The sequence below is a fragment of the Aquimarina sp. MMG016 genome, from assembly GCF_018100805.1.
Classification (GTDB): Bacteria; Bacteroidota; Bacteroidia; order Flavobacteriales; family Flavobacteriaceae; genus Aquimarina.
The window spans coordinates 21,093-45,939 of record NZ_JAGJEA010000004.1 but is presented as its reverse complement, the minus strand read 5'-3'; the positions used below and the strand labels follow the sequence as shown (position 1 = coordinate 45,939).

Here is a 24,847-nt window from a genome sequence, read left to right as displayed (position 1 = left end):
TATATGAAAATCACATTAATCAGCTTAGATAACTGGGGGTTTAATCAATTTATTGCTAAAGAATTAGAACGCAAAAACATTGAGGTTAACCAAATAAATTTTTATCAACTACGCTACCAATACCCTACTTTCTTTCACAAGATTTTCAATTTCTTCACAAAACTTTTTTTTAAATATAATATAAAAAAGAAGTTTCTAGAGAAAAAAATTCTTAATGAATTGAATGCAAATGGGCACCAAGATAAAATTTTAATTATAAAAGGTGACTTTTTAAATCCGGATTTTATCAAAAAGATAAAGCCGTATACAGATCATCTGCTTGGGTTTTTTAATGACAACTACAGAAGATCGCCTAAAATATCAAAGATTTATGATGTTTTTGATAAGGCTTATTCTTTTGAGAAAGAGGATGTTGAACGTTTTGGTTTTTCGTTTATAACTAATTTCATTTATAAAGAAAATAGCCATGCAAGTAACTCTAATGATTATCAAATATTTAACATTAGCTCATCAGGAAAACGGGATAAAGTGATACAAAATATTGCTTTAGCATTAGATAAAATAAATATTGCATACAAGATTGTAATAGTAGGTAAAAATTCAGAAAGCGATAAGACTACTAAAATTGAATATTCTAGAAATACCATGGATCTGAATAAAGTAGAACAGTTTATTTCTCAATCAAATGTTTTGTTAGATGTGCATAGAGAAAATCAGGCAGGTTTGACTTTTAGGGTTTTTGAGAGTATTGGGTTTTCTAAAAAATTGATTACTACTAATAAGGATATCATTACGTATGATTTTTATAACCCTAATAATATTTTGGTAGTTGATAAAGATAATATAGAAATACCAAAATCTTTTTTTGAAACTCCATATGAGCAAATCCCGAAAGAGATATACAAAAGGTATACTTTATCTTTTTGGGTTGATGAGGTTTTTGGATTAAAGTAAATATAAATAGATGAATAATTACCCAAGTGTTACCTTGTTAATTTCTACATATAACTGGCCAGAAGCTTTGGATTTGGTGCTAAAGAGTGTGTTGAATCAGTCTGTAATACCGGATGAGGTAGTAATAGCAGATGATGGTTCTAAAGATGAAACTAAGGAGTTGATAAATGGTTATAAGAACATATTTCCTATTCCTTTGCGCCATATTTGGCACGAAGACAATGGATTTACTAAAACAATAATACTAAATAAAGCAATTGCAACAATTAGATCTGAGTATATTATACAGATAGATGGTGATATTATTTTACATAAACATTTTGTGAAAAATCATCTTGAAAATTGTAATAAGAACTTGTTTTTATTTGGATCAAGGGTAACTTTAACCAAAGAAAAGTCAGAAAGAATACTTTCTCAAAAAAAATCTAATTTAAACTTATTTTCTAGCGGTTTGAAGAAAAGAATGAGAGCATTATACCTGCCTTTTGTTTATAAAACTAGAAAACCAGAAAAATCAGTGACAGGCAAATTGAGAGGAGCAAATATGTCTTATTGGAAAGATGATGCTATTGCAATTAACGGATATAATGAAGATTATCTGGGATGGGGGTTCGAAGATTACGATTTTGGCTTGCGATTGACTTTTTTAGGTAAAATGCCAAAGCGACTGAAGTTTACCGGAATTTGCTTTCATATTTATCATAAACCATCTATTCTTGAAAATCCTGATAAGGGTAATAAAATTCAGAATAAAACGGTTTCGGAGAGAATTATTAGATGCCAGAATGGTATTGATAAGTATCTGACTTAAATGTCATAATGAATTGGTAATTCTCTATATGCTATGCTAAAATAAATATCTTTGTTCCTTATTTTTTGAACTATGCCAGGTCAATTACATATTCACAATTCTTATAAAGATGTAAAAAAAGAAATCAAAAATGCTGTTGAAAATTTTGATAGTTATGCCGATATTCTTGGAGATGCAGAACGAAATGTAATCAAGATTATACCTTTACAAGGTAAAAATCTTACGATTAAATCTTTTAAAATACCTAATCTAATCAACCAAATTGCATATCGTTTTTTTAGAAAATCTAAAGCAGAACGTTCATTTATGTATGCTAACCAGTTGCTTGATTTGGGTGTTTTAACACCTTTTCCGGTGGCTTATGAAGTTCAGACTACTTTATTTTTATTTAAAAGAAGTTATTATGTCAGTGAGTTAGTGGATTGTGATCTGACTTATCGAGAATTAACAACAGATTTTAATATACCTGATCACGAAGAGATTCTCAGAGCTTTTACTAGATTTACGTACAAGCTTCATGAAAACGGAATAAATTTTTTAGATCACTCCCCCGGGAATACATTGATTAAAAGAGTTGATAAAGATTATGAGTTCTATCTTGTGGATTTAAACCGGATGGAGTTTGGTGAAATGGATTTCGAAACACGTATCAAAAACTTTGCCCGATTAACAATTCACGAATCAATGATTAAGGTAATGAGTAATGAATATGCTAAATGCACAGGAGAAGATGAATCAAAAATCTTTAATCTGATGTGGCAATATACACAGGAGTTTCAGAATAGATATCACGGTAAACGTAAGCTGAAGCGTAAGATCTTTTTTTGGAAAAAGAAGTATAGAGATTAGTAGATAGTTATGATTTATTTTTCTTGATTAACTCTCTTAATTTAGTGTACTTCAGGAATGTAATATTTGCGGTTTGTATACAAATAACAAAACCATTCAAACCATCTAGAAAACCTAATCTTAAAAAATAAGATTTAAAAAAAGCCCAACTTGGATTCAATATGATTTTCCAAATAGGTGCTTTTTTTCCTAACTTATAATAAGAATTAGCAGAGATAGTTGAGAATTTGTCTGTGCTTAGATTAAATTCTTGATAATTAGTATAATTCCAGTGTAGGATATCGCCTTTCAGCTTTGCTGAAGATTTCTGATTAAATAATGTATAAGAATCGTGAGGATTAATTCCTTGCCATTCTCCTTTTCCTTTTTTAAAAGCCCTTAGTTTTTTATCCGGATACCAATCAGAGTATTTGATCCATTGCCCGCAGAAATTATTATACCGATTCATATAGTAACCATCGAGTTTCCAATTAGATTTCAGTTTAAGTAGAGACTCTTGAAGTTTTGGAGATAATGCTTCATCTGCATCCAGAGAGATAATATAATCGTGTGTTGCCTGAGTAATGGCAAAATTTTTCTGTTCTATATATCCTAAGAATTTCTGCTTAACGAATTTTGTATTAAATGCTTTGCAAATCTCTTCTGTGCGATCAGTAGAAAAAGAATCCACAACCACAATCTCATCAGCTACGCCAGCCAAAGAAGAAAGACAACGTTCTATTTTCTGTTCTTCATTGTAGGTAATAATAACAGCTGAGAGTTTGATCATCTGAATATTTTAAGAAATTGATTGATATCTATTGTTTTTATGAAGGTATCGTGCAAAAATAGTTATTTTTACCACAATGCAATTACCAGAAGTCACCGTAATCATTAGTACCTATAACCAATCAGAATGGTTGAGGAAAGTCTTGTTGGGTTATGAGTGTCAAAGTTTTAAAAACTTCGAAATAATTATAGCTGATGACGGTTCATCAACAGATACTAAAAAAGTTATAGAAGCATTTTCTAAAGCGTCTAGCTTTAAAATAAAACATGTTTGGCATGAGGATAAAGGTTTTAGAAAAACCGTAATACTTAATAAAGCAGTTTTGCAATCAGAAGCTGATTATCTTTTGTTTACTGATGGAGATTGTATTCCTCGCTGGGATTTTGTTGAGACCCATGTAAGGTTAAGAGAAAAAGGTTGGTTCCTGTCCGGAGGGTATTTTAAATTACCAAAATCAATTTCTGAACTAATTTCAAAAGAAGATATACAGGATCAAAGAAGCTTTGATGTAAAATGGTTAAAAAGTAAAGGGCTAAAGTCTTCTTTTAAGTTAAATAAATTAACCTCTACAGGAGTTAAAGAACGTTTTTTAAATTTCATTACACCAACTAAAGCCACTTGGGATGGAATGAATGTTTCTGGTTGGAAAAAAGATGTGTTAGCTGTTAATGGTTTTGATGAAAGAATGCAATACGGTGGAGAAGATCGGGAAATAGGTGAACGGTTATTCAATATGGGGATCAAGGCGAAACAAATTAGATATAGTGCTATTTGTTTACATCTTTATCATGAAAGAGGTTATGTTAAACCTGAAATGATTGAGAAAAATAATGTAATCCGAAAGATGACCAAAAAGAATAAAGTGATCAGAACCCCTTTTGGGATTGAAAAGAATTAATCTCTAAGTTGTTCAAGTACGTTTGCAATTTTGGGATAATTACATCTGATGAAAATTCTTTATACAACTCCAGTGCTTGATTTTTCATGTCTTTTGGAGATTTGTTTCCATATAATTCAGGTTTTACATCAATAAGGTGTATGGAGTCATTATCGATACCGTCCTCAAACATATTCCAGTCCTTCTTTATAATCCAGGGAGAAAAAATAGTAAATGTAGGCTTGTTTAATGCTTTAGCCATGTTCACAGCACCGCCTTCATTACCTATTAGTGCATCACAATGCGAAAGAATAGCGATAAACCCTCTGAGACTTCTCCCGAATACATCAAAATGAATATTTCTTTGCGTTTTTAAATTAGTAAAGTTATATATGGTTCGTGCATCTTTTTCCTGGCTAGGAATGTAGTTAAATAAAATATTAGCTCCTGTGATCGCAACAATTTTATCAATCACTTCTGCCATATATTTAAAAGGTAGCGTTTTTCTCATGTCGCTACCCAAAACACTAATCATTATTAAAGGGGTCTTGTCAGAAATACCATTAGACTCCAGGTATTCGGAGGCTTTATCTTTTTCTTCCTGGGTTAAGAATATTTTGGGCTTTATAATTTCGGTGGCAATTCGATTTTCCGGAATGACCAGGCGTAATCTGTTTTCTATGGCAATACTAGCATTAGTAATAGGTTCAGATTTTCTATGTATAGTTTTTGTGTATAAAAATTGAGTATACCATTTATACATAGAGATTTTTTCTGAAGCTCCAGAGAATAATGAAATTAGATTACTCTCTAATTTTCCGTAGGCATCAATAACAAGATCGTATTTAGAGCTTCGTATTTTTTTTAAAAACGAGTAAAATTCTTTTTTACTATCTCGATATTCGTTTTTAAACTCAATAATATGATCAAAAAAAGGATTTTCCTGTATAACTGGTTTTGTGCTAGAATTCACAAGATAATCAATAGTCGCATTAGGATGCTCTTTTCGTAATGCTTCGCAAATAATAGTGCTGGTGAGTACATCACCAATCATTTTTTGTTGAATGACTAATATTTTCATTGGACTATCAATTAAAAATAATTGAGCTTGTCTGTTGCCGGAGACAAGCTCAATATATGTATTTCTTCAACCTAAACAGCTACATCATATTCGCGAAGTGCATCATTAAGTGAAGTTTTCTTATCAGTACTTTCTTTTCGTTTACCAATGATCAATGCACAAGGTACATTATATTCTCCGGCAGCGAATTTTTTAGTATAACTTCCTGGAATTACAACTGATCCAGAAGGTACAACACCTTTTCTTTCTACTGGAGTATCTCCTGTAACATCAATAATTTTGGTAGATGCCGTAAGTACAACATTAGCTCCTAAAACAGCTTCTTTTTCTACTCGTACACCTTCAACTACAATACATCGTGATCCTATAAAGGCATTATCTTCAATAATAACCGGAGCAGCTTGTAATGGCTCTAATACTCCGCCGATACCTACACCACCACTAAGGTGGACATTCTTACCGATCTGAGCGCAACTACCTACTGTAGCCCAAGTGTCTACCATAGTTCCTTCATCTACATAAGCTCCGATATTCACATAACTAGGCATTAAGATAGTACCAGGTGAAATGTATGCTCCGTGGCGAGCTACTGCATTAGGTACTACTCTTATTCCTTTGGCTTCATATCCTTTTTTTAATGGAATTTTGTCGTGGTATTCAAAAATTCCTGCTTCCAGAGTTTCCATTTTTTGGATAGGAAAATAAAGGACAACCCCTTTCTTTACCCATTCATTTACTTGCCATCCGTTTTCAACAGGTTCTGCAACCCTAAGTTCTCCAGCATCCAGGAGGCTTACAACTTCTCTTATGGCGTTTTGAGTCTGTGGTTCTTTTAGAAGTTCCCGGTTATCCCAGGCATTTTCTATGGTTTCTTTTAGTTGGTTCATGAATTAAAAAAATTTTGGTAAAGATAATAGCTTAGTTCGAAAAAAGTAGGGTTAAACCATATTTTAGGAAAGCATTAATAAATAATGTGGTTTTATAATAAAATCATACTTTTGCAGAAAAGTTCTTATGGCAAGAATTCTAGCAATAGATTATGGTGGTAAACGATGCGGGATAGCTGTTACGGATGAATCTCAGATTATAGCTTCCGGATTAACTACGGTTGATACTAAAGATCTATTATCCTGGCTAAAAGATTATGTTGCTCAAGAAGCAGTGGAGCTTTTTATAGTAGGAGAACCGAAAAGGTTGCACGGAGAGGCTTCAGAAAGTGAAAAATTAATTCAGCCTTTTTTAGAAAAATTAACAAACGAGCTTCCTGAAATTCCAATAAAGAGAATAGACGAACGTTTTACTTCTAAAATGGCTTTTGATACTATGCTTGCCAGCGGGATTTCGAAAAAGAAAAGAAGAAATAAGGCATTAGTAGATCAGATTAGTGCAACGATTATACTTCAGGACTATTTGTATAATCAATAATAATATAAATAAGTAATTTAGAATATGATACTTCCAATTGTCGCTTACGGAGATCCGGTATTGAAGAAAAAAGCAAAAGATATTACTAAAGATTATCCAAAGTTTTCTGAGCTTTTGGAAAACATGTTTGAGACTATGTATAATGCTCAAGGGGTTGGATTGGCAGCACCACAGATTGGTTTGCCAATTAGGGTATTTATAGTCGATACAGAGCCTTTTGCGGACGATGATGAATTAACAGAAGAGGAAAGCAGCCAATTGAAGGATTTCAGAAAAGTATTTATTAATGCTACTATTCTTGAAGAAACAGGAGACGAATGGGCATTTACAGAAGGTTGTTTGAGTATTCCTGATATCAGAGAAGATGTGTTTCGTAATGAGACGATTAAGATAAAATACCTGGATGAGAACTTTGTAGAGCATACCGAAACCTATGATGGATTAGCGGCAAGGGTGATCCAGCATGAGTATGATCATATTGAAGGTGTTTTGTTTACGGATAAATTGTCGAGTTTAAAAAAACGACTTATTAAGGGTAAACTCGCAAATATCTCAAAAGGTAAAATTAGTGCTGATTATCGTATGCGTTTTCCCTTAGCGAAAAAAGTAAGATAGTTTTTGAGTATACTTTTAAATTTTATGTTGGCTATTGTTTGATTTTTTAAAACGAACTATAGATATTTGCCAACTTTCAAAAGAAAATTATGAGCTTAGATAAAATATTAGCAATTTCAGGTAAGCCTGGTTTATATGAGTTGAAAACACAAACAAGAAGCGGTTTTCTTGCAGAATCATTAATAGACGGTAAGAAGATTTCTGTAAGCATAAGACATAATGTAAGTGTGCTTAGCGAAATTGCAATTTATACATTCACTGAAGAAGTTCCTTTAAGAGAAATTTTTAAAAAAATTCAAGAGAAAGAAAATGGTGAGAAAGCAATAAGTCACAAAGAATCTAAAAACAAATTAGAAGCATATTTTAGCGAAGTCTTGCCTGATTATGATGAAGATAGAGTGTATGCCAGTGATATGAAAAAAGTGATTCAGTGGTATAATATTTTGCAATCTAAAGGTTTTACAGATTTCTCAGAACCTGAAGAAGGAGATGATAAAACTTCTGAGGAAGAGGAATAGATCGATTAATATAAAGAATAGAAATCCTGTCGAGAGACGGGATTTTGTTTTTTAAACAAAGATTAATAATTCATATTCGGTTTTTTAGACTGTTGAAGAATTCTGAATAAGTTCCAATAATATTGCGCGATTTTCAATACTTGGTTTCAGTACTTCTTTGTATTTTTGCGCAAAATTTAAGCACAACATTCAAAATATTTAGTTTACATGGCTAATACCAAATATGTTTTTGTTACAGGAGGTGTTTCTTCCTCGTTAGGAAAAGGAATCATAGCAGCCTCTCTGGCAAAACTATTACAGGCAAGGGGATATAGGGTAACTATACAGAAGTTAGATCCTTACATAAATGTTGATCCCGGAACCTTAAATCCTTATGAGCATGGTGAATGTTATGTAACTGATGATGGTGCGGAGACGGATTTAGATCTTGGACACTATGAACGTTTTTTAAATGTATCTACTTCACAAGCAAATAATGTTACTACAGGAAGAATCTATCAAAGCGTTATTGAAAAAGAACGTAAAGGAGAATTTCTAGGAAAAACAGTTCAGGTAGTTCCTCATATTACTAACGAAATTAAAGAGAGAATCCAAATACTTGGAAAAAGTGGGGATTATGATATCGTGATTACTGAGATTGGAGGAACTGTAGGAGATATTGAATCATTACCCTATATAGAAGCTGTTCGTCAGTTAAAATGGGAGCTTGGAGATACTAATGCTTTGGTCATCCATTTAACATTAATACCATATCTTTCTGCAGCTGGAGAGCTTAAAACAAAGCCTACTCAGCATAGTGTAAAAACATTGATGGAAAGTGGTATCAAAGCAGATATTTTGGTTTGTAGAACAGAGCATGAGTTATCTGATGATTTACGTAGAAAATTAGCGCTTTTTTGTAATGTTAGAAAAGAAGCTGTAATTCAATCTATTGATGCATCTACAATATATGATGTACCTAACTTAATGTTAGAGGAAGGCTTGGATGCCGTGGTTTTAAAACAATTACTGCTTAATGATGATAATGCACCGGATTTAGAAAAATGGAATAACTTTTTGCACAGACATAAGAACCCAAAACATGAGGTTACTATTGGATTAATTGGTAAATATGTAGAATTACAAGATTCCTATAAATCGATATTAGAAGCTTTTATACACGCAGGAGCAGAAAATGAAGTAAAAGTAAATGTTGTTAGCATACATTCAGAATATATCGATGATGCAACTATCGAAAAGAAGATTGCTCATCTTGATGGAATATTGGTAGCTCCAGGTTTTGGAGAGCGAGGTATAGAAGGAAAAATTAAAGCAGTACAATTTGCCAGAGAAAATGGTTTACCATTTTTTGGAATATGTTTAGGAATGCAAATGGCTGTAATCGAATATGCCCGAAATGTTTTAGGACTTAAAGATGCTAGTTCTACTGAGGTTAATGAAAATACCTCTAATCCGGTTATTAATTTAATGGAAGAACAAAAGAGTATCACTGATATGGGAGGTACGATGAGATTAGGAGCCTGGGATTGCGAATTGGTAGATGACAGTAAGGTTTTTGAAGCTTATGGGAAATCTTTAATAGCAGAACGTCACCGCCATCGTTATGAATATAATAATGACTATAAAGAACAATTAGAAAATGCTGGACTTAAAACAGCTGGTATTAATCCAAAAACCGGATTGGTTGAAATTATAGAGCTACCGAGTCACCCTTGGTTTGTTGGAGTACAATATCATCCGGAATATAAAAGTACAGTGGCTAATCCACATCCTTTATTTATGGCTTTTGTTAAAGCTGCTGTAGAATATTCAAAAAATAATAAAAGTGCCAAAGTGTCATAAATATACGGATTGGCTAGATAATTGACATCAAAATAATAATATATAATTCTAAAAGCCTTTCTGAGTCGTCAGATAAAGGCTTTTTACACGTAATCATACATGGAAGAAAAGAAATTTGACCTTAACTCGATAATTGGATATGCACTTATTTTCGGAATCATATTATGGATATTCTATCTAAACCAACCAACTCCGGAAGAAATTGAAGCTGAAAAAGCAAAAAAAGAGCAGGTAGAAGCTGAGAAAAATACTGAAAAAGATAATAAAACAGCGGATTTTGTTGCAGAAAATCAGGCAATTGTAGCTAATCCTGGGGATTCCCTTGCATTGGCTAATGCAAAATCTCAATTAGGAGCTTTTGCATATTCTGCTAGTCTGCCTTCTGCTAAAGATGAATTCACTAAAATAGAGAATGAAGTATTAAGTCTAAAGATAAATAATAGAGGAGGATATATTTCGGAAGCTTTGCTTAAGAACTTTAAAACCTATGACTCTGTTCCTGTTTATTTAATTAAAGATGGTAAAAACGCTTCTTTTAATCTCCATTTTGGAACTACTGATAATCGAATCTTAAATACAAAAGATCTATTCTTTGAACCTACAATTTCTAAAAGCGGAGAGAATACTATCCTATCAATGAAGCTAAAAGTTTCAGATACTAAGTTTTTAGAATATAGATATGAGTTAAAGCCTAACGATTATATGTTAGATTTTACAATTCGATCACAAGGATTACAACAAGTAATTAATAGTAGTCAAGAAATCAATCTGGATTGGAAATTACAAGCTATCAGGCATGCTAAAAGTGCTACCTATGAGAATCGATATACAGATATACATTATGAATATGAAGGAGATAAAGATGATTTTACCGGGCAAGGAGAGTTCTCTGATGATAAAGAAGAAGATGTAAGTTGGGTTGGATTTAAGCAACACTTCTTTACATCTATCCTTTTAACTGATACTCCTTTTAAAACAGCTTCTTTTGCTTCCAAAAATATTGCTGGTCATACAGAATTAGATGATAAAGATATTAAGGTAACTAAAGAATTTTCGGCATCAATGCCTCTGGAATTACAAGGTGGAGAACTAAACTATGCTATGGATTGGTATTACGGTCCTACGGATTATAAAATTCTTAATTCATATAAGCGTAATCTAGACGAAATTGTTCCTCTTGGTTGGGGTATATTTGGGGTTATCAATAGATATTTATTTATCCCATTTTTTGCATTCTTAAGTAGTTTCTTGCCTTATGGTATTGCGATTGTGGTAATGACCATTATCGTGCGAATTGTATTGTCTCCGGTTACTTATAAGTCCTATCTATCTCAAGCTAAAATGAAAGTTTTACGTCCAGAGATTACAGAAATTAATGAGAAGTATAAAGACAATGCCATGAAGAAGCAGCAGGAGACTATGGCTTTATATGGTAAAGCGGGTGTGAATCCTATGAGTGGTTGTTTGCCAGCTCTGATGCAGATTCCGGTGTTTTATGCATTATTTAATTTCTTCCCTAGTGCATTTCAATTAAGACAAAAGAGTTTCTTATGGGCTGATGATTTATCTAGTTATGATACAATTGCTAAACTACCTTTTGAGATACCTTTTTATGGTGATCATATTAGTTTATTCCCAATATTAGCTTCGATAGCCATATTTATCTATATGATGATGACTACAGGGCAAACGATGCAGACCCAACAGCCAGGTATGCCTAATATGAAATTTATAATGTATCTGTCTCCACTAATGATGTTGGTGTTCTTTAATAATTATGCAAGTGGATTATCATTGTATTACTTCATTTCTAACCTGATTACTATCGGTATTATGTTAGTGATTAAGAATGTAATTATTGATGAAGATAAAATCCACGCTAAGATTCAGGAGAATAAGAAAAAACCTAAAAAGCAAGGTAAGTTCCAGAAAAAGATGAAAGAATTAATGGAGCAAGCAGAGCAGCAACAAAAAGCTAAAGCTAAGAAGTAAATAGTAACAAAAAATGCCTGTTGTAAAGCAGGCATTTTTTTTGCATTATTATTGATTACAAAGGCCTGCCAATAAGCAGTACATTGTCGATCACGTGTATAACACCGTTAGCCGCTTGAACATTAGTAGTAATTATAGAACTTTCGATAACAGGATCAGAACCATCAGAAACAGTTTTATTTGTTGCATCTATTAATATTCCTCCTCCTAAAGTAGTTTCTTCTCCATCAGCTAAATCAGCTTCTCTAAGATTTTTTCCAGAAATCACATGAGTGTTTAAGGCAGTTTCTAAAGTGGCTTTCTGGATATCCCCAGGAACATTCCAGGTATCTTCAGTTGCTAACAAAGCATCAAATGCAGCATTATTAGGAGCAAATACTGTAAATGGACCATCACCTTGTAAAGTTGTTACATAGGTAAAGTCATGGGCAGTCAGTGCTTCTTCTAATCTCGAAAAATTAGGATCGGCAGTTACAAAAGTAGTAACATCTGGCAATCCTATTACGGCATCTACAATATGTATAATACCATTAGTAGCTTCAATATTTGCAGTAGTTACTGTAGAAATTCCATTAAACTGAACTCCAGAAGAAGTGTTAAAGTACAAATTCAGGTTGGTATCATCAACAGGACCTGGAGACAAAGTCGATCTGTATCCAGCTCCATCACCTGATTCAAGATCAGAGGATCTAACTTCACCAGAGATTACATGATTTAAAAGAATAGCCTGTAAGAGATCTGTTGGGACATCGCTAAGGTCAGTATTAAAACCATTATCAGTCAGAAACTTTTCAAAAGCATCATTGGTTGGAGCTAGAACGGTATATGGTCCATCTCCGCCTAAAACTGTGGCCAGATCACCATCAGCAACACCTAAAGCTGCCACCAAACTGGATAAATCAGCAGTAGTTTGTGCAGTTTCAACAATATCTAAAACAACTGGTGGTGTAATAATATTATCATCATCATCACTACAAGATGTTGTGCCGAATACTAAAGCAGCAACAATGGCGGCTTTAGAAAAAATTGAAATAAATCTCATGTTTTTGAGTTTTAAAAGTTAAAATTTGTTCAATCTGAAGAACGATATTTTCAAATTGATATTTTTGTATTTCGAGTTAAAGAAACGTTAATGACTTTGGTTTTAACAGCAATCAAGACGTTTTTGTGAAACATTAATGTTTTTTTTGTAAGATTTCTCGATGTAGTATTTAAAAGTTTATGCAAGTATAGAATTTATTTTGAATTAATATTTGGTATACTTTTTGAAAAAGTGCTATTTTGAAAACTATGACCTAAAAAACAAACCAAATAATGCGAGGTGTACTTTTATTTTGTGTTTTTATTTTGAATTCATTTCTAGTTATCGGACAAGAGTATAATGCTTTTGATGCTGAAGGAAAAAGACATGGGAAATGGAAGAAAAAGTATGAAAACAGTAAACAGATCAGATATGAAGGAACTTTTGAGCATGGAAAGGAAGTAGGGGAGTTTAAGTTCTACAAGCCTAGTAGCGGAGAACAGCCAACTGCAATCAAGACATTCTCTAAGAATAGTGATACTGTAATAGTAAAATATTTTACAGCAAAAGGAGGACTTGTTAGCGAAGGAAAAATGATAGGAAAGAATAGAGTAGGAGTTTGGCAATATTATCATAACGGTTCTGATAAGATTATGATGGTTGAACATTATAAAACAGGTAAGTTGGAAGGTGAGCAATTGACATATTTCGAAAATGGAAAACTTACCGAAAAGACACATTATACAAACGGGAAGAGAAATGGTAAACGAATAATTTATTCCGAAGAAGGTATTGTTATTAAGGAGTTTACCTATGAAAATGATCAATTACACGGGCAAACCAAATATTATGACACTAGCGGCAATCTAATTATAGAGGGTAATTATAAGAGAGATCGTAAAGATGGTATCTGGAGTTATTATAAAGATGGTAAGCTTGATGAGCGCAAACTATTTCCTTTACAAAAAAGAGGATAGTATTGGTATCAATTTATAAAATTGAAGTATAGATAAAACCTTATAGCAATACGAAAGTGTTGCTTTTTTTATTTACTATTTTTGCAATGAATTTTGATAGGAAGAAGTAAAAATGAGTAATAGAGTTATTGTAGGATTGTCAGGTGGAGTAGATTCCAGTGTAGCCGCATATTTGTTAAAAGAGCAAGGGTATGAGGTAATTGGCTTGTTTATGAAGAACTGGCACGACGATTCTGTAACTATTTCTGATGAATGCCCTTGGCTGGACGATAGTAATGATGCTTTATTAGTGGCAGAGAAATTAGGGATTCCGTTTCAGACCGTTGATCTTAGTGAACAATATAAAGAGCGTATTGTAGACTATATGTTTAATGAGTATGAAAAAGGGCGTACTCCTAATCCTGATGTATTATGTAATCGCGAGATCAAGTTTGATGTTTTTCTAAAAATAGCTTTATCTCTAGGCGCTGATTATGTGGCTACAGGACATTATTGCAGAAAAGAAACAATTGCTAAGGATGGCAAGGAAGTACATCGTTTATTAGCAGGAAAAGATCCTAATAAAGATCAATCCTACTTTTTATGTCAATTATCTCAGGAACAATTATCTAAAACACTTTTTCCGGTTGGAGAACTATTAAAACCTGAAGTTAGAGAAATAGCCGCAAGTCAAGATTTAGTAACAGCAGATAAAAAGGACTCTCAAGGATTATGCTTTATTGGAAAAGTTCGTTTACCTGAATTCCTTCAGCAAAAGCTACAGCCTAAACAAGGTAATATTATAGAAATACCTGCTGGAGAAGAGAAATATCACAAAGAAATACCTGATTTTAGTTCAAAACTTGAAGAATTAGAGTTTCTTTCAACAAAATATAGATATGCTATTGATGAAGGGAAAGTAGTGGGACAACATCAAGGAGCTCATTATTATACTAAGGGGCAACGAAAAGGTTTGGCTGTAGGAGGAACACCTGAACCTCTTTTTGTTATAGAAACCGATGTAGAAACCAATACTATTTATACTGGTCAAGGAAAAAATCATCCTGGTTTATATCGTAAAGCATTGTTTATATCTAATGAAGAACTACATTGGGTACGAGAGGACCTAAGACTTCAGGTAGATCAGGAAATGGAAGTAATGGCCAGGATACGATATAGACAACCTCTGGATAAAGCTAGGCTGTATCAGGTAGATTCAGGGATGTATGTGGTTTTTGACAATAACCAGAGTGCGATAACCGAAGGACAATTTGTGGCTTGGTATCTGGAAGATGAGTTGGTTGGGTCTGGAGTAATTTCTTAAAAAATACGATATGAGACCTGCCAGGTTTTAAAAACCTGGCAGGTCTTTTAATAATAGTTTTAATGAATAAAATCAAAGAACTTTTTAATATACAATATCCTATCATCCAAGGTGGTATGATTTGGGCAAGCGGATGGAAACTTGCGAGTGCGGTTAGTAATTCAGGTGGATTAGGCCTTATTGGGGCAGGTTCCATGTATCCGGATGTTTTAAGAGAGCATATACAAAAATGTAAAAAAGCAACCAATAAGCCTTTTGGAGTCAATGTGCCAATGTTATATCCTAATATTGAGGAGATTATACAGATTATTATAGAAGAAGGAGTAAAAATAGTATTTACATCGGCAGGAAATCCTAAGACATATACTACGTATCTCAAAGAACAAGGAATCACTGTTGTACATGTGGTTAGTAGCCTAAAATTTGCTTTAAAAGCCCAGGATGCAGGTGTAGATGCTGTAGTAGCTGAAGGTTTTGAAGCTGGAGGACATAATGGAAGAGATGAAACTACTACCTTGACTTTGATTCCAATGGTCAAAGAAAAGATTAATATACCATTGATTGCTGCGGGGGGAATTGCTACTGGCGCAGCCATGTATGCTGTTATGGCATTGGGAGCTGATGCAGTTCAGGTAGGTAGCCGATTTGTGGCTAGTGATGAAGCTTCTTCTCACGAGGATTTTAAGAAAATGGTAGTTGACGCCAAAGAAGGTGATACACATCTCACACTAAAAGAATTAGCTCCGGTTAGGATGCTGAAGAATAAATTTTATCAAGATGTGGCAGAGTTGTATTCCAAAGGGCCTTCTTTAGAAGAGCTAAAAACACTGTTAGGTCGCGCTAGAGCAAAACGTGGTATGTTTGAAGGCGATCTCGAAGAGGGAGAACTAGAAATAGGTCAAGTTTCAGGGCTTATTCATGATATTAAACCAGTAGCTAATATTATAGAAGATATGGTTGCAGAATTTAAAGCTACTCATAAGCAGATGAATGCATTTAATTTATAGAGTCTTTAAGGATAGGTTATAGGAGTTCAATAATATGCCTTTCGCAAAGCTCTAAAGTATTGTATAAACGTAGTTGCTTTGATACTTCTTTAGCCTTTTTAAGAAAAGTATTAGAATTGAAGATCTTATCAGTCGCATTTTTCAATGAGGTCACTCTGGGGCGTTCAGTTTTTAAATCGATACTTACTCCGCTATGATCTAATCTTGCACAGATTTCGTTTTTACCTTCATTAATTCCAGCAGTAATCATTGGTACTCCATACTTTAAGCTAATTAAAGAACTCCCATATCCTCCGTTAGTTATGAAAAGATTTGTAAGTGGCATTATTGTATCATAATTGATGTAATTTTCTATAAAGATGTTGTCTTGAGGATACCTTTTTTTTAAGTCTTTTGTACCATTATGAGCAGTAGCTACGAGTATATTGTAGTCCGAATCTTTGAATGCTTCTAGAGCCGGTATAGTTAGTTTGTTATTGTTTTTTTCTATAGTTCCTTGTGATATTAGAATTGTTTTTTTAGAAATGTCTAGAATATTTTTCCAGTCTTTATCATTTTCTGAAAGCTGTTTTTTACTCCAAACTTCTAGTGCTCCGATATACTTTACTGAATCTGGCATATAATTTCTTGGGAAATCAATTTCTGGAATACCGTTTTGTAGAAATATGCTTGATTTTAAAGGGGAGGCATCAAAAATATTATAATCTTCAGGAGGAAGGCCTAAGGATTGTAATAATTGATTGTAAGCATCTTTGGTTTCGCTGAAAACCATTTTATCTGCCATTAACTTAATAAAATTCTGTTTTCTTTTTCCAATAAAGGTAGTTGCCGGTTGATGACCTAAGCCATATTGTGGAATATCTGGAGCAGAAAGTGCTAAAGGAACCACTCCTATGCTTGCAACAGGGACTTCTAATTTATCTTTTATAATTGGACCAGGGAATGTATTATCGCATACCAGGATATCAAACGTAAAAGATTTATAGATTTTTTCAACATCTATATAATAATCTTTCATTCTATTGATAAACAAGTTAATGATATCAAACTTGATATGAGCAATCCCTTTTAATTTTTTGCGCTCAGGGTAAGCTTCATCGAGTTCTTTTATATTTATTTCTTTCGCTTGTTGGAATGGAAGATATGGAATTCCCATTTGATTAAGCTTAGTCGAATAATCTTTTCCTGTATACCAGCGCACATCATATCCTTTTTCTTTAAGATAAAAAGCTAATTGGGTCATAGGATTAAAATGTCCATCTGCAGGAATGCAGGCAAAGAGAATCTTTTTGTTGGGCATCAATGGTTATTCTTAGAATTTTTATTGAATTGCTAAAGGTATAATTTTTTTCTATTATGATTAGTTTTTAATGTTCTGAAGATGTATACATTTGATAATCCTTATTTTTGAAAAAAATCATCAATGAATTCCAGGAAAGATCAACTCAAAGCTTTTGATAGACTATTAACTATTATGGATGAATTGCGAGAGCAATGTCCTTGGGATAAAAAGCAAACACTGCAATCACTTCGTCACTTAACCATAGAGGAAACATACGAATTGGGGGATGCAATATTGGATAATGATCTTAATGAGGTGAAGAAAGAACTTGGGGATTTATTATTACATATTGTTTTTTATGCTCGTATTGGAAGTGAAACTAAGGACTTTGATATTGCAGATGTAGCCAATGAAATTTGCGAGAAATTGATTAGTAGACATCCACATATTTATAGTGATGTAGAAGTTAATGATGAAGAAGATGTAAAACGTAATTGGGAAAACCTGAAACTGAAAGAAGGGAAAAAAAGTGTTCTGGAAGGAGTACCAAAATCTTTACCATCTTTAGTAAAAGCAAGTAGAATACAAGATAAGGTAGCAGGAGTAGGATTTGATTGGGAAGAGCCGCAACAGGTTTTTGAAAAACTAAAGGAAGAATTAGAAGAACTACAACATGAAGTTAAAGTTCAAGATCAGGAAAAAATAGAATCTGAATTTGGTGATGTTATGTTCTCAATGATCAACTATGCCAGATTTCTTAATGTAAACCCTGAAGATGCTCTGGAACGAACTAATAAGAAGTTTATAAAGAGATTTCAATACTTAGAGCAAAAAGCGAAAGGAATGAATAAAAACCTAAGGGACATGACACTAGCAGAGATGGATGTGTTTTGGGAAGAGGCGAAGAAGCTTTAAAACAAAAAAATCACCCTTTAGAAGCTATTTTCCAAAGGGTGATTTTAGATATAATTAGGGGCGATCCTTATTTCTAGTTTTTAATTAGTTTTCTCATTTGAACTTGATTATCAATGCGTATTCTACAGAAATAAATTCCACTGGCACGTAACTGATCATTTTTACTTAATTCGTAGGAATGTTTTCCTTTACTCACATTATTTTCATAAATCGTTTCTACAGCTCCATATACATTAATAATCTGAATTTGAATTCTACTATCATCTCTATCAGTGTACCATTCTATTTTTGAGTTATCATCAAGAGGGTTTGGATAGATAGTAATGTTGCTGTTAAGCACATCTTCTTTGATAGCGCTACCTGATCGGTTAGCATTAGGTTTAGTGTCATACCAAATGCCATTGTAATACCATCCATCTTTACATCTATTTAAATCTGGAGTCTGTGAATTTCCATTATCGCTGAAAATGATATTTGTACAATTTGTATTTGCAAAAGTATAACTATACCAACCATCAAAGTCAGAAACCATAGTCTCTCCAGGCCATTGTGTGGTTAATCCGGAAGGAGTAACATTCCAGAAATAAATTTCAGGAGAGGTATAAGTATCAGATTTAAAATATATGGTTAACTCCTGTGATTGTTCTGGGTTGCTATCATACCAAGTTCCATTGTAATACCATCCATCACCGCAACGAGTTAAATCCGGAGTTTGGTTAGCACCATTATCATTAAAGATAAGACTAGTACAATTAACACCATTTAAAGTATATGAGAACCAACCATTTCCAATATCGGCCATAGTCTCTCCTGGCCAGGAAGTTCCAAGGGTAGTGGGAGTAGTATTCCAAAAATAGATATTAGGATTGTTCAATGAACCTTTGTAATATACGGTCATTGAATTGCCAACAGGTGTAAAAGAAAAGGTATTACTAACTACATTAGAGGTTAAACCTTCAGCATCATATGCAATAGCTTTAATAGTTGTGTTTTCTGATACTATTATAGCTGAATTGTATAACAAAGATGAGGTAGATGGCTCTGAACCATCGGTGGTGTAATAGATATTGATTCCATTTGGATTATCATCAGAAGCGTTTAGTGTAACAGGAACTGTTTCTCCCTCTACAAATGTTCCTCCGGAGGGAGACATTCTTACGGTAGGAGGGGTATTAGTAGTAATATCAGGGTTAGTATCATACCAAGTACCGTTTAGATACCATCCGTCTCGATTTCTAGATAGATCGGGAGTTTTATTACTTCCATTATCACTAAAAAGAAGATTAGTGCTTTGTACACCTTCAAAAATATATTCATACCAATCAGAATTATCAACTCTGGTCATTTGAGGACCGGGCCAATTGCTTGGAGGTAGTACATCAGGGGATTCATTCCAGTAATGAACGTTTACTTGCGACCAGTTTACGGGCTTTTTAAAATATACCTTCAAGCCTTCAATTGGCCCTATCCTATAATTTTTGGTTGTAACTTCAGAAGGAACTCCGTCCTTATCATAGGCAATAGCTTTAATAGTCGTGGTTTCTGTAATGGTAAAGGCACCGTTGTACTGGGTAGTACTTCTACTTGGAGTTGAGCCATCTGTAGTGTAATGTATTGCATATGGAGAGCCAGCTCCGCCAACACCTTCTATAGTAATCTGTATAGGATTTTCTGATTGGGTATTATTTGGGTTAATAATAGCTACTGGATTGGTTGGACCATTGACACAGCCTTCAAAAAAACCACCGCCACAATTTCCGATCAGACCAGGGCCATTGAGTACATATATTCCAGCTGATCCCGAAGTAACGCTAAAGTTAAGATTTCCATTAGATACAACAGCTTCTCTGCCAGTAACTGCATCTCTGTATATTCCATTAGTCATTCCGGAAATAGAGAAAGAAGCACCACCATCTTTTGCAAGTCCAACTGCTACTTCACTGTTTTGATGTGTTCTGCGATAAGCAACAGCATTTCCAGGAGCGTCTTTCCAGCTCCAACTACCTTTCTGTAGTGCAGGAACTGCTTTACGAATAGCATTTAGTTTTTTGATATGTTGATAGATTTTATGACTTGATGCTTGATCGATGACATCACCATAATAAGCTCTTCCAGTTTCATCAATGGATTTTTCAATACCCGAAGCGTCGTGGATATCATTAAATTCTCCTGCTTTAAACCTCATTTCTGTTCCATAATATACTGTGGGAATTCCACGCCATGTAAACATGAAATTCATACAAGCTGCCAGGTTTTCATCAGAACCTCCATATCTTCTGTTCCAATCATTGTTTGGACCAAAATCGTGGTTGTCTAGCCAGGTTACAAGCGTAGATGGATCACTATATAAATTATCATATCGTGCAGCTGCTTTTACTGTAGGAAAAGATTGGCCTTCTTCGAAGGTGCCATGAAATGTTGCTTCACCAAAAAAATCAATAACTGCTAAATCTAAAGGCTCAGAATTATTTACTGCACCTCTCCATGTATAGTAATGAGGATTGGTTTCTTCAACCGGATGTAATTCGTGACGTTTTTGAGCTACTTCTCCGAAAATGAATAGATCTGGATTTACGGCTTTAAAAGCGTCATAAAAATAAATGATGTCTTCTCGACTCATATGCTTTACAGTATCCCAACGGAATGCATCTACGCCCATATTAATGAATGTAGTATATGCATTTACCAGATAATCTCTTACCACTTGACTTCCTGTATTAAGATCAGGTGTGTCTCCTGCAAGAGCTCTATTTTGTAGGTTTTCTACATCATCAAAGCCTTGTGCAAAACCATTTCCCGAATGATGATACCAATCCGGATCTGAAGTGTCTACATAATTTTCCTTACTAGGGAAATTAAATGCAGCTAAATTTTGATTAAATGGAGGAGGCATTTTTTCCAAATTTGCTCTACTCCAAATCAGTCCATCATCTGGATTAGGGGTTAATCCGTCGTATTCCCAATTGGGATTATCATCTGCATACCAGGTAGCGGTAGGATCAGTATTGTATTTTATCTCAGCAACATCTTTTATTCCGAATCTCCCCGAATGGTTAGTAACAATATCCAAAACGATTTTCATATCTCTGGCATGAATTTCATTTATCAAATCCTGAAATGTAGCTCCCGGCGATTCCAATCTGGGGTCTACTTTAGTAAAGTCCCAGGCGTGATAACCGTGATAATCTAATGGGCTCCGGTTGTGAACTATTGGTGTAATCCAAATTGCAGTAAAACCTAAATCTTTTATATAATCTAGTTTTTGGATCAACCCCTTAAAATCCCCTCTCCAAGTCACATCATTAGGATCTGTAATTGTTGGGTTAATATCTGGATCAGGGTTGTATGAAGACCATTCTGTTGGGGCATTGTTATTAGTGTCTCCATCAAAAAACCGAGAAGTCATTAAAAAATAAATAGTTTCTTCTCTGAAATCAGTTTGTGAATTAGAAGATAAAGGTGCAAGGTAAAGAATTCCGGTGCCTATTATGCTTAATAAGCTGAGTAATAATTTTTTCATTAGTGTTAGCTTGTGTTTATGTGATTTTATAATAAATAAAATGCACATTGTAATTAAGATTGTGTTAGTGTGAATTAAATAACATTTTGTTTACATAAAATTTATTTTTTTAATGATTTTATTGATCATATGGTAATTTAGGTAAATTCTTACAAGCGTTTTATGGAGCTAATAATCGAAAACGTTTTCGTGTTAACAAGTAAGTAAGATTGTGTTATTTTTTACTAGTAAAAAAAATAATGTTTGATTCTGAAAAAAAAGAATTAATTAAGGCTCGTAAAAAACATACTATTGGCTTAAAAATCTTATTTACTGAAGATTATAACGTCTTTTTTTATTTCTATTTTTTGAAAATCGTAATTAGTGGCAATCCACTGTAGTGTTTCTGTAGTATAAAAAAAAACGTGTGTAGGGTCATTTTTATACCACCAGGAATTAAAATCTATGGATTCATTAAAAAGCTTGGTTTTGCAATATAAAACCCCATCAGGATTCAATAATGAATGTAACAATTTAAATTCCTTTGCAGGATTATAGAAATGTTCCATTACTTCACAGCAGATAATGTAATTATATTTTTTCGTCAGAGTATTATGAGAAGGGGCAAAAAAAGGATCATAAGTAGTTATGTTATATCCTTTTTTCCTTAATAATGAGGTGATTACAGGGCCACTTCCAGAGCCAAAGTCTAATCCATTGTGGTTCGGTTTATGATTGCATAATACCGTTTGGATAATTGGTGCAACAAAATCTTGATACCCTTTATCGCTTATGTCGTTATTATGAAGAAGGTATCTCTCTTTTTCATCTTCGGGAGATAAAAAAAATGAAGAATGTAATGAAATACCTTTGCACGTAATACACCTATGATAAATTCTATTGTGGACTTCAGAAAATGATTTAGTTTCTGAATCACAAAGTGAACATTTCATAAGGAATTATAGTTGTTTGATTTTTTTAAGTTTGGCCTTCCATAGTTCTAGATTTTCTCTATGCTTAGCTATATTTTTTTGCACATCTATGACTAATGGGTTATCATCTTTGGCATTTTTGAAAAATTGAAGGTTATTTTCTAATTGACGAATTTCTCCATTAACTTCATCGATCTTTTTCCTAATAAAACTCTGCTCATTTCTTAGAGCTCTATCATCACTTTGATTAGAAAGGGTACTTAGTTTATTTTCGTATTTGATCATTTCAGTTTCCTGACGACTTAGATTGAGTTGTTGAAAAAGACTATCTAAAACTTTGTTGTATTCGGATTCTATATTTTTCTTTTTGAAAGGTACTCTACCTAAAGTTTTCCAGATAGCAATGTTTTCTTTAATCGTTTTTAGATCTGCCTCAGGATCACCAGAGAGCTTCGTGTTTTTTAGGGTTTCTATATGTTCTTGTTTCTTTTCTAGTGAAGCAATCTCTTCTTTATTGGCTTCATTTCTTTCTGCGTGTAAACGATCAAAATAAGAGTTACAAGCATCTTTAAATCTTTTCCAGATTCTATCACTGTCTTTACGTGGTACGTGACCAATTTTCTTCCAATCTGATTGAATTTTCTTCATCAGAGGAGTAGTAACACTATAGTCATCACTATCCTTGTTATCCTCAGCTATTTTGATCAATTCCATCTTTCTATTAAGATTTTCGAACTGCTCTTTTTTAAGCCCTTTATAAAAAGCATTTTTACTGCGGTTAAAATCTCTCACCGCGGTTTTAAATTGACTCCAGGTTTCTTCATTTACGCTGTGAGGAACTTTTCCTGCTTTAAAGAATTCCTCTCTAAGTGCTTCTATTTCCTTAATTTTTTGTTGCCAACCACTATGATTTTTAGGATGGTCAGAACCAACTTCGATTAATTTGGCAATGATTCCCTGTTTAACTTCGAGATTTTTTTCAAAAACTTTATCAAGATCTTTAAAATATGCCTGGCGGTTCTCATGAATCTGTTTAGTTAATGAACTAAACTTCTCCCAGATGGGTTCTCTATATTCTTTTTCTACAGGACCCAAATCTTCTTTCCACATTTTGTGTAGTAACTGTAATTCTCTAAATGCTCTATTTACATCTGTTTCTTGGGCAAGTTCTGTAGCGCGCTCAATAATTTTAAGCTTTTGTTCTAAATTATGTTTAAAATCAAGATCTCTAAACTCTCGATTTAAGTGCAGGAAGTCATAAAAATTTTCAGTATGGTGATGATAAGTATTCCAGACTGTATTGTATTTATCTCTTGGTATAGCTCCTGCATTACGCCATCTTTCTTGTATACTTTTAAAATGGTTATATGTAGTATTAATGTTTTCGTCTACATTAAGTAACCCTTTAAGTTCTTCTATTAATTCTAATCTTCTTTTTAGATTTTCCTGAAGGTCTTTTTTTAGGTTTTGATAGTAGGCATTGCGTTTTTCTTTATAATCAAAATATAAAGAATTGAATTCTTTTTTTATGGGAGTAGAGTAGTAGAAATCTATAATATCACCGCCATCTGCTAAGAACTCTTCTTTCTTTTGTTCTACTTCTTCATTGAATTTTTCGTTAAACTCAGATTTGATTTCTTCAACATGTTCTTTGATAGCCAGAATTTTTTCATTTTTGATTAAAAGACGTAATTCTTTGACTAATTCTTCCTTGTTCATCGAATGATAATCCTTCTTCTCGATATCGTGTCGTTCTAAGGTAGTTTCGCATTCACTATCTTTGGCAACTGCTTCATCCATCTGGTTTTGGATATGATCTTCAGGCTCTGATGTAGCTTTTGTATCAGGTTCTTTTTCAATACTAGCTTCTTTTACAACTTCCTGCGATTCAGATGTTGTAGCTTCCACTGGTGTATCATTAGCTTCAGGATTATTGGTTTCTTTTTTTTCTAGGACAGAATCTTCTAAGTTATGTGGCTGATCTGTATTAGAATTTTCTGAGGTTGTTTCCAGAATATCTGTTTTATTATCCTTCTCTCCATCTGCTTTTTGCAGGTTATCACGTGTTGACATTATGTAAACGTTTTTGTTTGTCTGAGCTCTAATCTATGACTAAGATACTAACATATTATATAACCTCAAAGAGATTAAGGGGTTTTAGGAATTACTTAGAAGGGG

The 24,847-nt window shown here is 33.5% G+C and carries 21 protein-coding genes; 13 read left to right on the top strand and 8 right to left on the bottom strand.

The genetic code is table 11. The features are described 5' to 3' along the window. Positions 1 to 3 precede the first annotated feature (3 nt). From J8M14_RS09220 to J8M14_RS09210, 3 genes are all read left to right on the top strand, one after another. Entirely contained in the window at positions 4 to 954 is a 951-nt protein-coding gene (locus J8M14_RS09220) for a hypothetical protein (protein ID WP_211074326.1), read from the top strand. Positions 955 to 964: 10 nt separating this feature from the next. Then, entirely contained in the window at positions 965 to 1,765 is an 801-nt protein-coding gene (locus J8M14_RS09215) for a glycosyltransferase family 2 protein (protein WP_211074325.1), read from the top strand. 72 nt (positions 1,766 to 1,837) lie between these two features. Then, positions 1,838 to 2,614, top strand: coding sequence for a lipopolysaccharide kinase InaA family protein (locus tag J8M14_RS09210; protein ID WP_211074324.1), 777 nt, complete (start codon positions 1,838 to 1,840; stop codon positions 2,612 to 2,614). A 7-nt stretch (positions 2,615 to 2,621) separates the two neighbouring features. On the opposite strand, the gene J8M14_RS09205 is transcribed toward J8M14_RS09210, so the two are convergent. Further along, positions 2,622 to 3,383 (bottom strand): glycosyltransferase family 2 protein, encoded by a 762-nt coding sequence (locus tag J8M14_RS09205; protein ID WP_211074323.1) that lies wholly within the window; start codon positions 3,381 to 3,383, stop codon positions 2,622 to 2,624. 76 nt (positions 3,384 to 3,459) lie between these two features. Here J8M14_RS09205 and J8M14_RS09200 point away from each other — a divergent pair, with 76 nt between their 5' ends. Beyond that, positions 3,460 to 4,281 (top strand): glycosyltransferase family 2 protein, encoded by an 822-nt coding sequence (locus J8M14_RS09200; RefSeq protein WP_211074322.1) that lies wholly within the window; start codon positions 3,460 to 3,462, stop codon positions 4,279 to 4,281. On the opposite strand, the gene J8M14_RS09195 is transcribed toward J8M14_RS09200, so the two are convergent. Beyond that, positions 4,250 to 5,341, bottom strand: a complete 1,092-nt coding sequence (locus tag J8M14_RS09195; protein WP_211074321.1) for a glycosyltransferase family 9 protein — start codon at positions 5,339 to 5,341, stop codon at positions 4,250 to 4,252. The genes J8M14_RS09200 and J8M14_RS09195 overlap by 32 nt on opposite strands. Positions 5,342 to 5,412: 71 nt before the next feature. Continuing rightward, on the bottom strand, positions 5,413 to 6,228 hold the full coding sequence (locus J8M14_RS09190) for a 2,3,4,5-tetrahydropyridine-2,6-dicarboxylate N-succinyltransferase (protein WP_211074320.1): 816 nt from the start codon (positions 6,226 to 6,228) through the stop codon (positions 5,413 to 5,415). 127 nt (positions 6,229 to 6,355) lie between these two features. On the opposite strand from J8M14_RS09190, the gene ruvX reads away from it, so the two are divergent. From ruvX to yidC, 5 genes are all read left to right on the top strand, one after another. After that, positions 6,356 to 6,766, top strand: coding sequence for a Holliday junction resolvase RuvX (gene ruvX, locus J8M14_RS09185; protein WP_211074319.1), 411 nt, complete (start codon positions 6,356 to 6,358; stop codon positions 6,764 to 6,766). Positions 6,767 to 6,790: 24 nt separating this feature from the next. Next, positions 6,791 to 7,381, top strand: coding sequence for a peptide deformylase (def, locus tag J8M14_RS09180; RefSeq protein ID WP_211074318.1), 591 nt, complete (start codon positions 6,791 to 6,793; stop codon positions 7,379 to 7,381). Between the two features lie 89 nt (positions 7,382 to 7,470). Next, positions 7,471 to 7,899, top strand: a complete 429-nt coding sequence (locus tag J8M14_RS09175) for a DUF5606 domain-containing protein (protein WP_211074317.1) — start codon at positions 7,471 to 7,473, stop codon at positions 7,897 to 7,899. 207 nt (positions 7,900 to 8,106) lie between these two features. Continuing rightward, a complete protein-coding gene (locus J8M14_RS09170) occupies positions 8,107 to 9,741 on the top strand; it encodes a CTP synthase (RefSeq protein WP_211074316.1) in 1,635 nt (544 codons plus the stop codon). 99 nt (positions 9,742 to 9,840) lie between these two features. Then, positions 9,841 to 11,733, top strand: coding sequence for a membrane protein insertase YidC (yidC, locus tag J8M14_RS09165; protein WP_211074315.1), 1,893 nt, complete (start codon positions 9,841 to 9,843; stop codon positions 11,731 to 11,733). Positions 11,734 to 11,788: 55 nt separating this feature from the next. On the opposite strand, the gene J8M14_RS09160 is transcribed toward yidC, so the two are convergent. Continuing rightward, positions 11,789 to 12,775, bottom strand: coding sequence for a fasciclin domain-containing protein (locus J8M14_RS09160; protein WP_211074314.1), 987 nt, complete (start codon positions 12,773 to 12,775; stop codon positions 11,789 to 11,791). A gap of 272 nt (positions 12,776 to 13,047) precedes the next feature. Here J8M14_RS09160 and J8M14_RS09155 point away from each other — a divergent pair, with 272 nt between their 5' ends. The 3 genes from J8M14_RS09155 to J8M14_RS09145 all read left to right on the top strand — a co-directional run bounded on the left by J8M14_RS09155 (position 13,048) and on the right by J8M14_RS09145 (position 16,041). Then, positions 13,048 to 13,731 (top strand): hypothetical protein, encoded by a 684-nt coding sequence (locus J8M14_RS09155; protein WP_211074313.1) that lies wholly within the window; start codon positions 13,048 to 13,050, stop codon positions 13,729 to 13,731. Between the two features lie 112 nt (positions 13,732 to 13,843). Then, a complete protein-coding gene (gene mnmA, locus J8M14_RS09150) occupies positions 13,844 to 15,034 on the top strand; it encodes a tRNA 2-thiouridine(34) synthase MnmA (protein ID WP_211074312.1) in 1,191 nt (396 codons plus the stop codon). Between the two features lie 62 nt (positions 15,035 to 15,096). Further along, the gene (locus tag J8M14_RS09145; protein ID WP_211074311.1) at positions 15,097 to 16,041 is read left to right on the top strand and encodes a nitronate monooxygenase; all 945 of its coding nucleotides are present in this window, start codon (positions 15,097 to 15,099) and stop codon (positions 16,039 to 16,041) included. 16 nt (positions 16,042 to 16,057) lie between these two features. On the opposite strand, the gene J8M14_RS09140 is transcribed toward J8M14_RS09145, so the two are convergent. Beyond that, a complete protein-coding gene (locus J8M14_RS09140; protein WP_211074310.1) occupies positions 16,058 to 17,341 on the bottom strand; it encodes a hypothetical protein in 1,284 nt (427 codons plus the stop codon). A 123-nt stretch (positions 17,342 to 17,464) separates the two neighbouring features. Here J8M14_RS09140 and mazG point away from each other — a divergent pair, with 123 nt between their 5' ends. Beyond that, a complete protein-coding gene (gene mazG, locus J8M14_RS09135; protein WP_211074309.1) occupies positions 17,465 to 18,238 on the top strand; it encodes a nucleoside triphosphate pyrophosphohydrolase in 774 nt (257 codons plus the stop codon). Between the two features lie 73 nt (positions 18,239 to 18,311). Here the strand turns inward: mazG and J8M14_RS09130 are convergent, their stop codons facing one another. The 3 genes from J8M14_RS09130 to J8M14_RS09120 form a co-directional block, all read right to left on the bottom strand. Continuing rightward, positions 18,312 to 21,758: a starch-binding protein gene (locus J8M14_RS09130; RefSeq protein ID WP_211074308.1), complete on the bottom strand. Its 3,447-nt coding sequence runs from the start codon at positions 21,756 to 21,758 to the stop codon at positions 18,312 to 18,314. A 305-nt stretch (positions 21,759 to 22,063) separates the two neighbouring features. Continuing rightward, entirely contained in the window at positions 22,064 to 22,690 is a 627-nt protein-coding gene (locus J8M14_RS09125) for a class I SAM-dependent methyltransferase (protein WP_211074307.1), read from the bottom strand. A 6-nt stretch (positions 22,691 to 22,696) separates the two neighbouring features. Then, complete coding sequence (locus J8M14_RS09120) at positions 22,697 to 24,742, bottom strand: DUF349 domain-containing protein (RefSeq protein ID WP_211074306.1); 2,046 nt, start codon at positions 24,740 to 24,742, stop codon at positions 22,697 to 22,699. Positions 24,743 to 24,847: the final 105 nt, after the last annotated feature.

Excerpts from the sequence above, each read along its gene's own strand:
- J8M14_RS09220 (WP_211074326.1), top strand. The coding sequence starts at position 4 with ATGAAAATCACATTAATCAGCTTAGATAACTGGGGGTTTAATCAATTT.
- J8M14_RS09215 (WP_211074325.1), top strand. The coding sequence starts at position 965 with ATGAATAATTACCCAAGTGTTACCTTGTTAATTTCTACATATAACTGG.
- J8M14_RS09210 (WP_211074324.1), top strand. The coding sequence starts at position 1,838 with ATGCCAGGTCAATTACATATTCACAATTCTTATAAAGATGTAAAAAAA.
- J8M14_RS09205 (WP_211074323.1), bottom strand. The coding sequence starts at position 3,383 with ATGATCAAACTCTCAGCTGTTATTATTACCTACAATGAAGAACAGAAA.
- J8M14_RS09200 (WP_211074322.1), top strand. The coding sequence starts at position 3,460 with ATGCAATTACCAGAAGTCACCGTAATCATTAGTACCTATAACCAATCA.
- J8M14_RS09195 (WP_211074321.1), bottom strand. The coding sequence starts at position 5,341 with ATGAAAATATTAGTCATTCAACAAAAAATGATTGGTGATGTACTCACC.
- J8M14_RS09190 (WP_211074320.1), bottom strand. The coding sequence starts at position 6,228 with ATGAACCAACTAAAAGAAACCATAGAAAATGCCTGGGATAACCGGGAA.
- ruvX (WP_211074319.1), top strand. The coding sequence starts at position 6,356 with ATGGCAAGAATTCTAGCAATAGATTATGGTGGTAAACGATGCGGGATA.
- def (WP_211074318.1), top strand. The coding sequence starts at position 6,791 with ATGATACTTCCAATTGTCGCTTACGGAGATCCGGTATTGAAGAAAAAA.
- J8M14_RS09175 (WP_211074317.1), top strand. The coding sequence starts at position 7,471 with ATGAGCTTAGATAAAATATTAGCAATTTCAGGTAAGCCTGGTTTATAT.
- J8M14_RS09170 (WP_211074316.1), top strand. The coding sequence starts at position 8,107 with ATGGCTAATACCAAATATGTTTTTGTTACAGGAGGTGTTTCTTCCTCG.
- yidC (WP_211074315.1), top strand. The coding sequence starts at position 9,841 with ATGGAAGAAAAGAAATTTGACCTTAACTCGATAATTGGATATGCACTT.
- J8M14_RS09160 (WP_211074314.1), bottom strand. The coding sequence starts at position 12,775 with ATGAGATTTATTTCAATTTTTTCTAAAGCCGCCATTGTTGCTGCTTTA.
- J8M14_RS09155 (WP_211074313.1), top strand. The coding sequence starts at position 13,048 with ATGCGAGGTGTACTTTTATTTTGTGTTTTTATTTTGAATTCATTTCTA.
- mnmA (WP_211074312.1), top strand. The coding sequence starts at position 13,844 with ATGAGTAATAGAGTTATTGTAGGATTGTCAGGTGGAGTAGATTCCAGT.
- J8M14_RS09145 (WP_211074311.1), top strand. The coding sequence starts at position 15,097 with ATGAATAAAATCAAAGAACTTTTTAATATACAATATCCTATCATCCAA.
- J8M14_RS09140 (WP_211074310.1), bottom strand. The coding sequence starts at position 17,341 with ATGCCCAACAAAAAGATTCTCTTTGCCTGCATTCCTGCAGATGGACAT.
- mazG (WP_211074309.1), top strand. The coding sequence starts at position 17,465 with ATGAATTCCAGGAAAGATCAACTCAAAGCTTTTGATAGACTATTAACT.
- J8M14_RS09130 (WP_211074308.1), bottom strand. The coding sequence starts at position 21,758 with ATGAAAAAATTATTACTCAGCTTATTAAGCATAATAGGCACCGGAATT.
- J8M14_RS09125 (WP_211074307.1), bottom strand. The coding sequence starts at position 22,690 with ATGAAATGTTCACTTTGTGATTCAGAAACTAAATCATTTTCTGAAGTC.
- J8M14_RS09120 (WP_211074306.1), bottom strand. The coding sequence starts at position 24,742 with ATGTCAACACGTGATAACCTGCAAAAAGCAGATGGAGAGAAGGATAAT.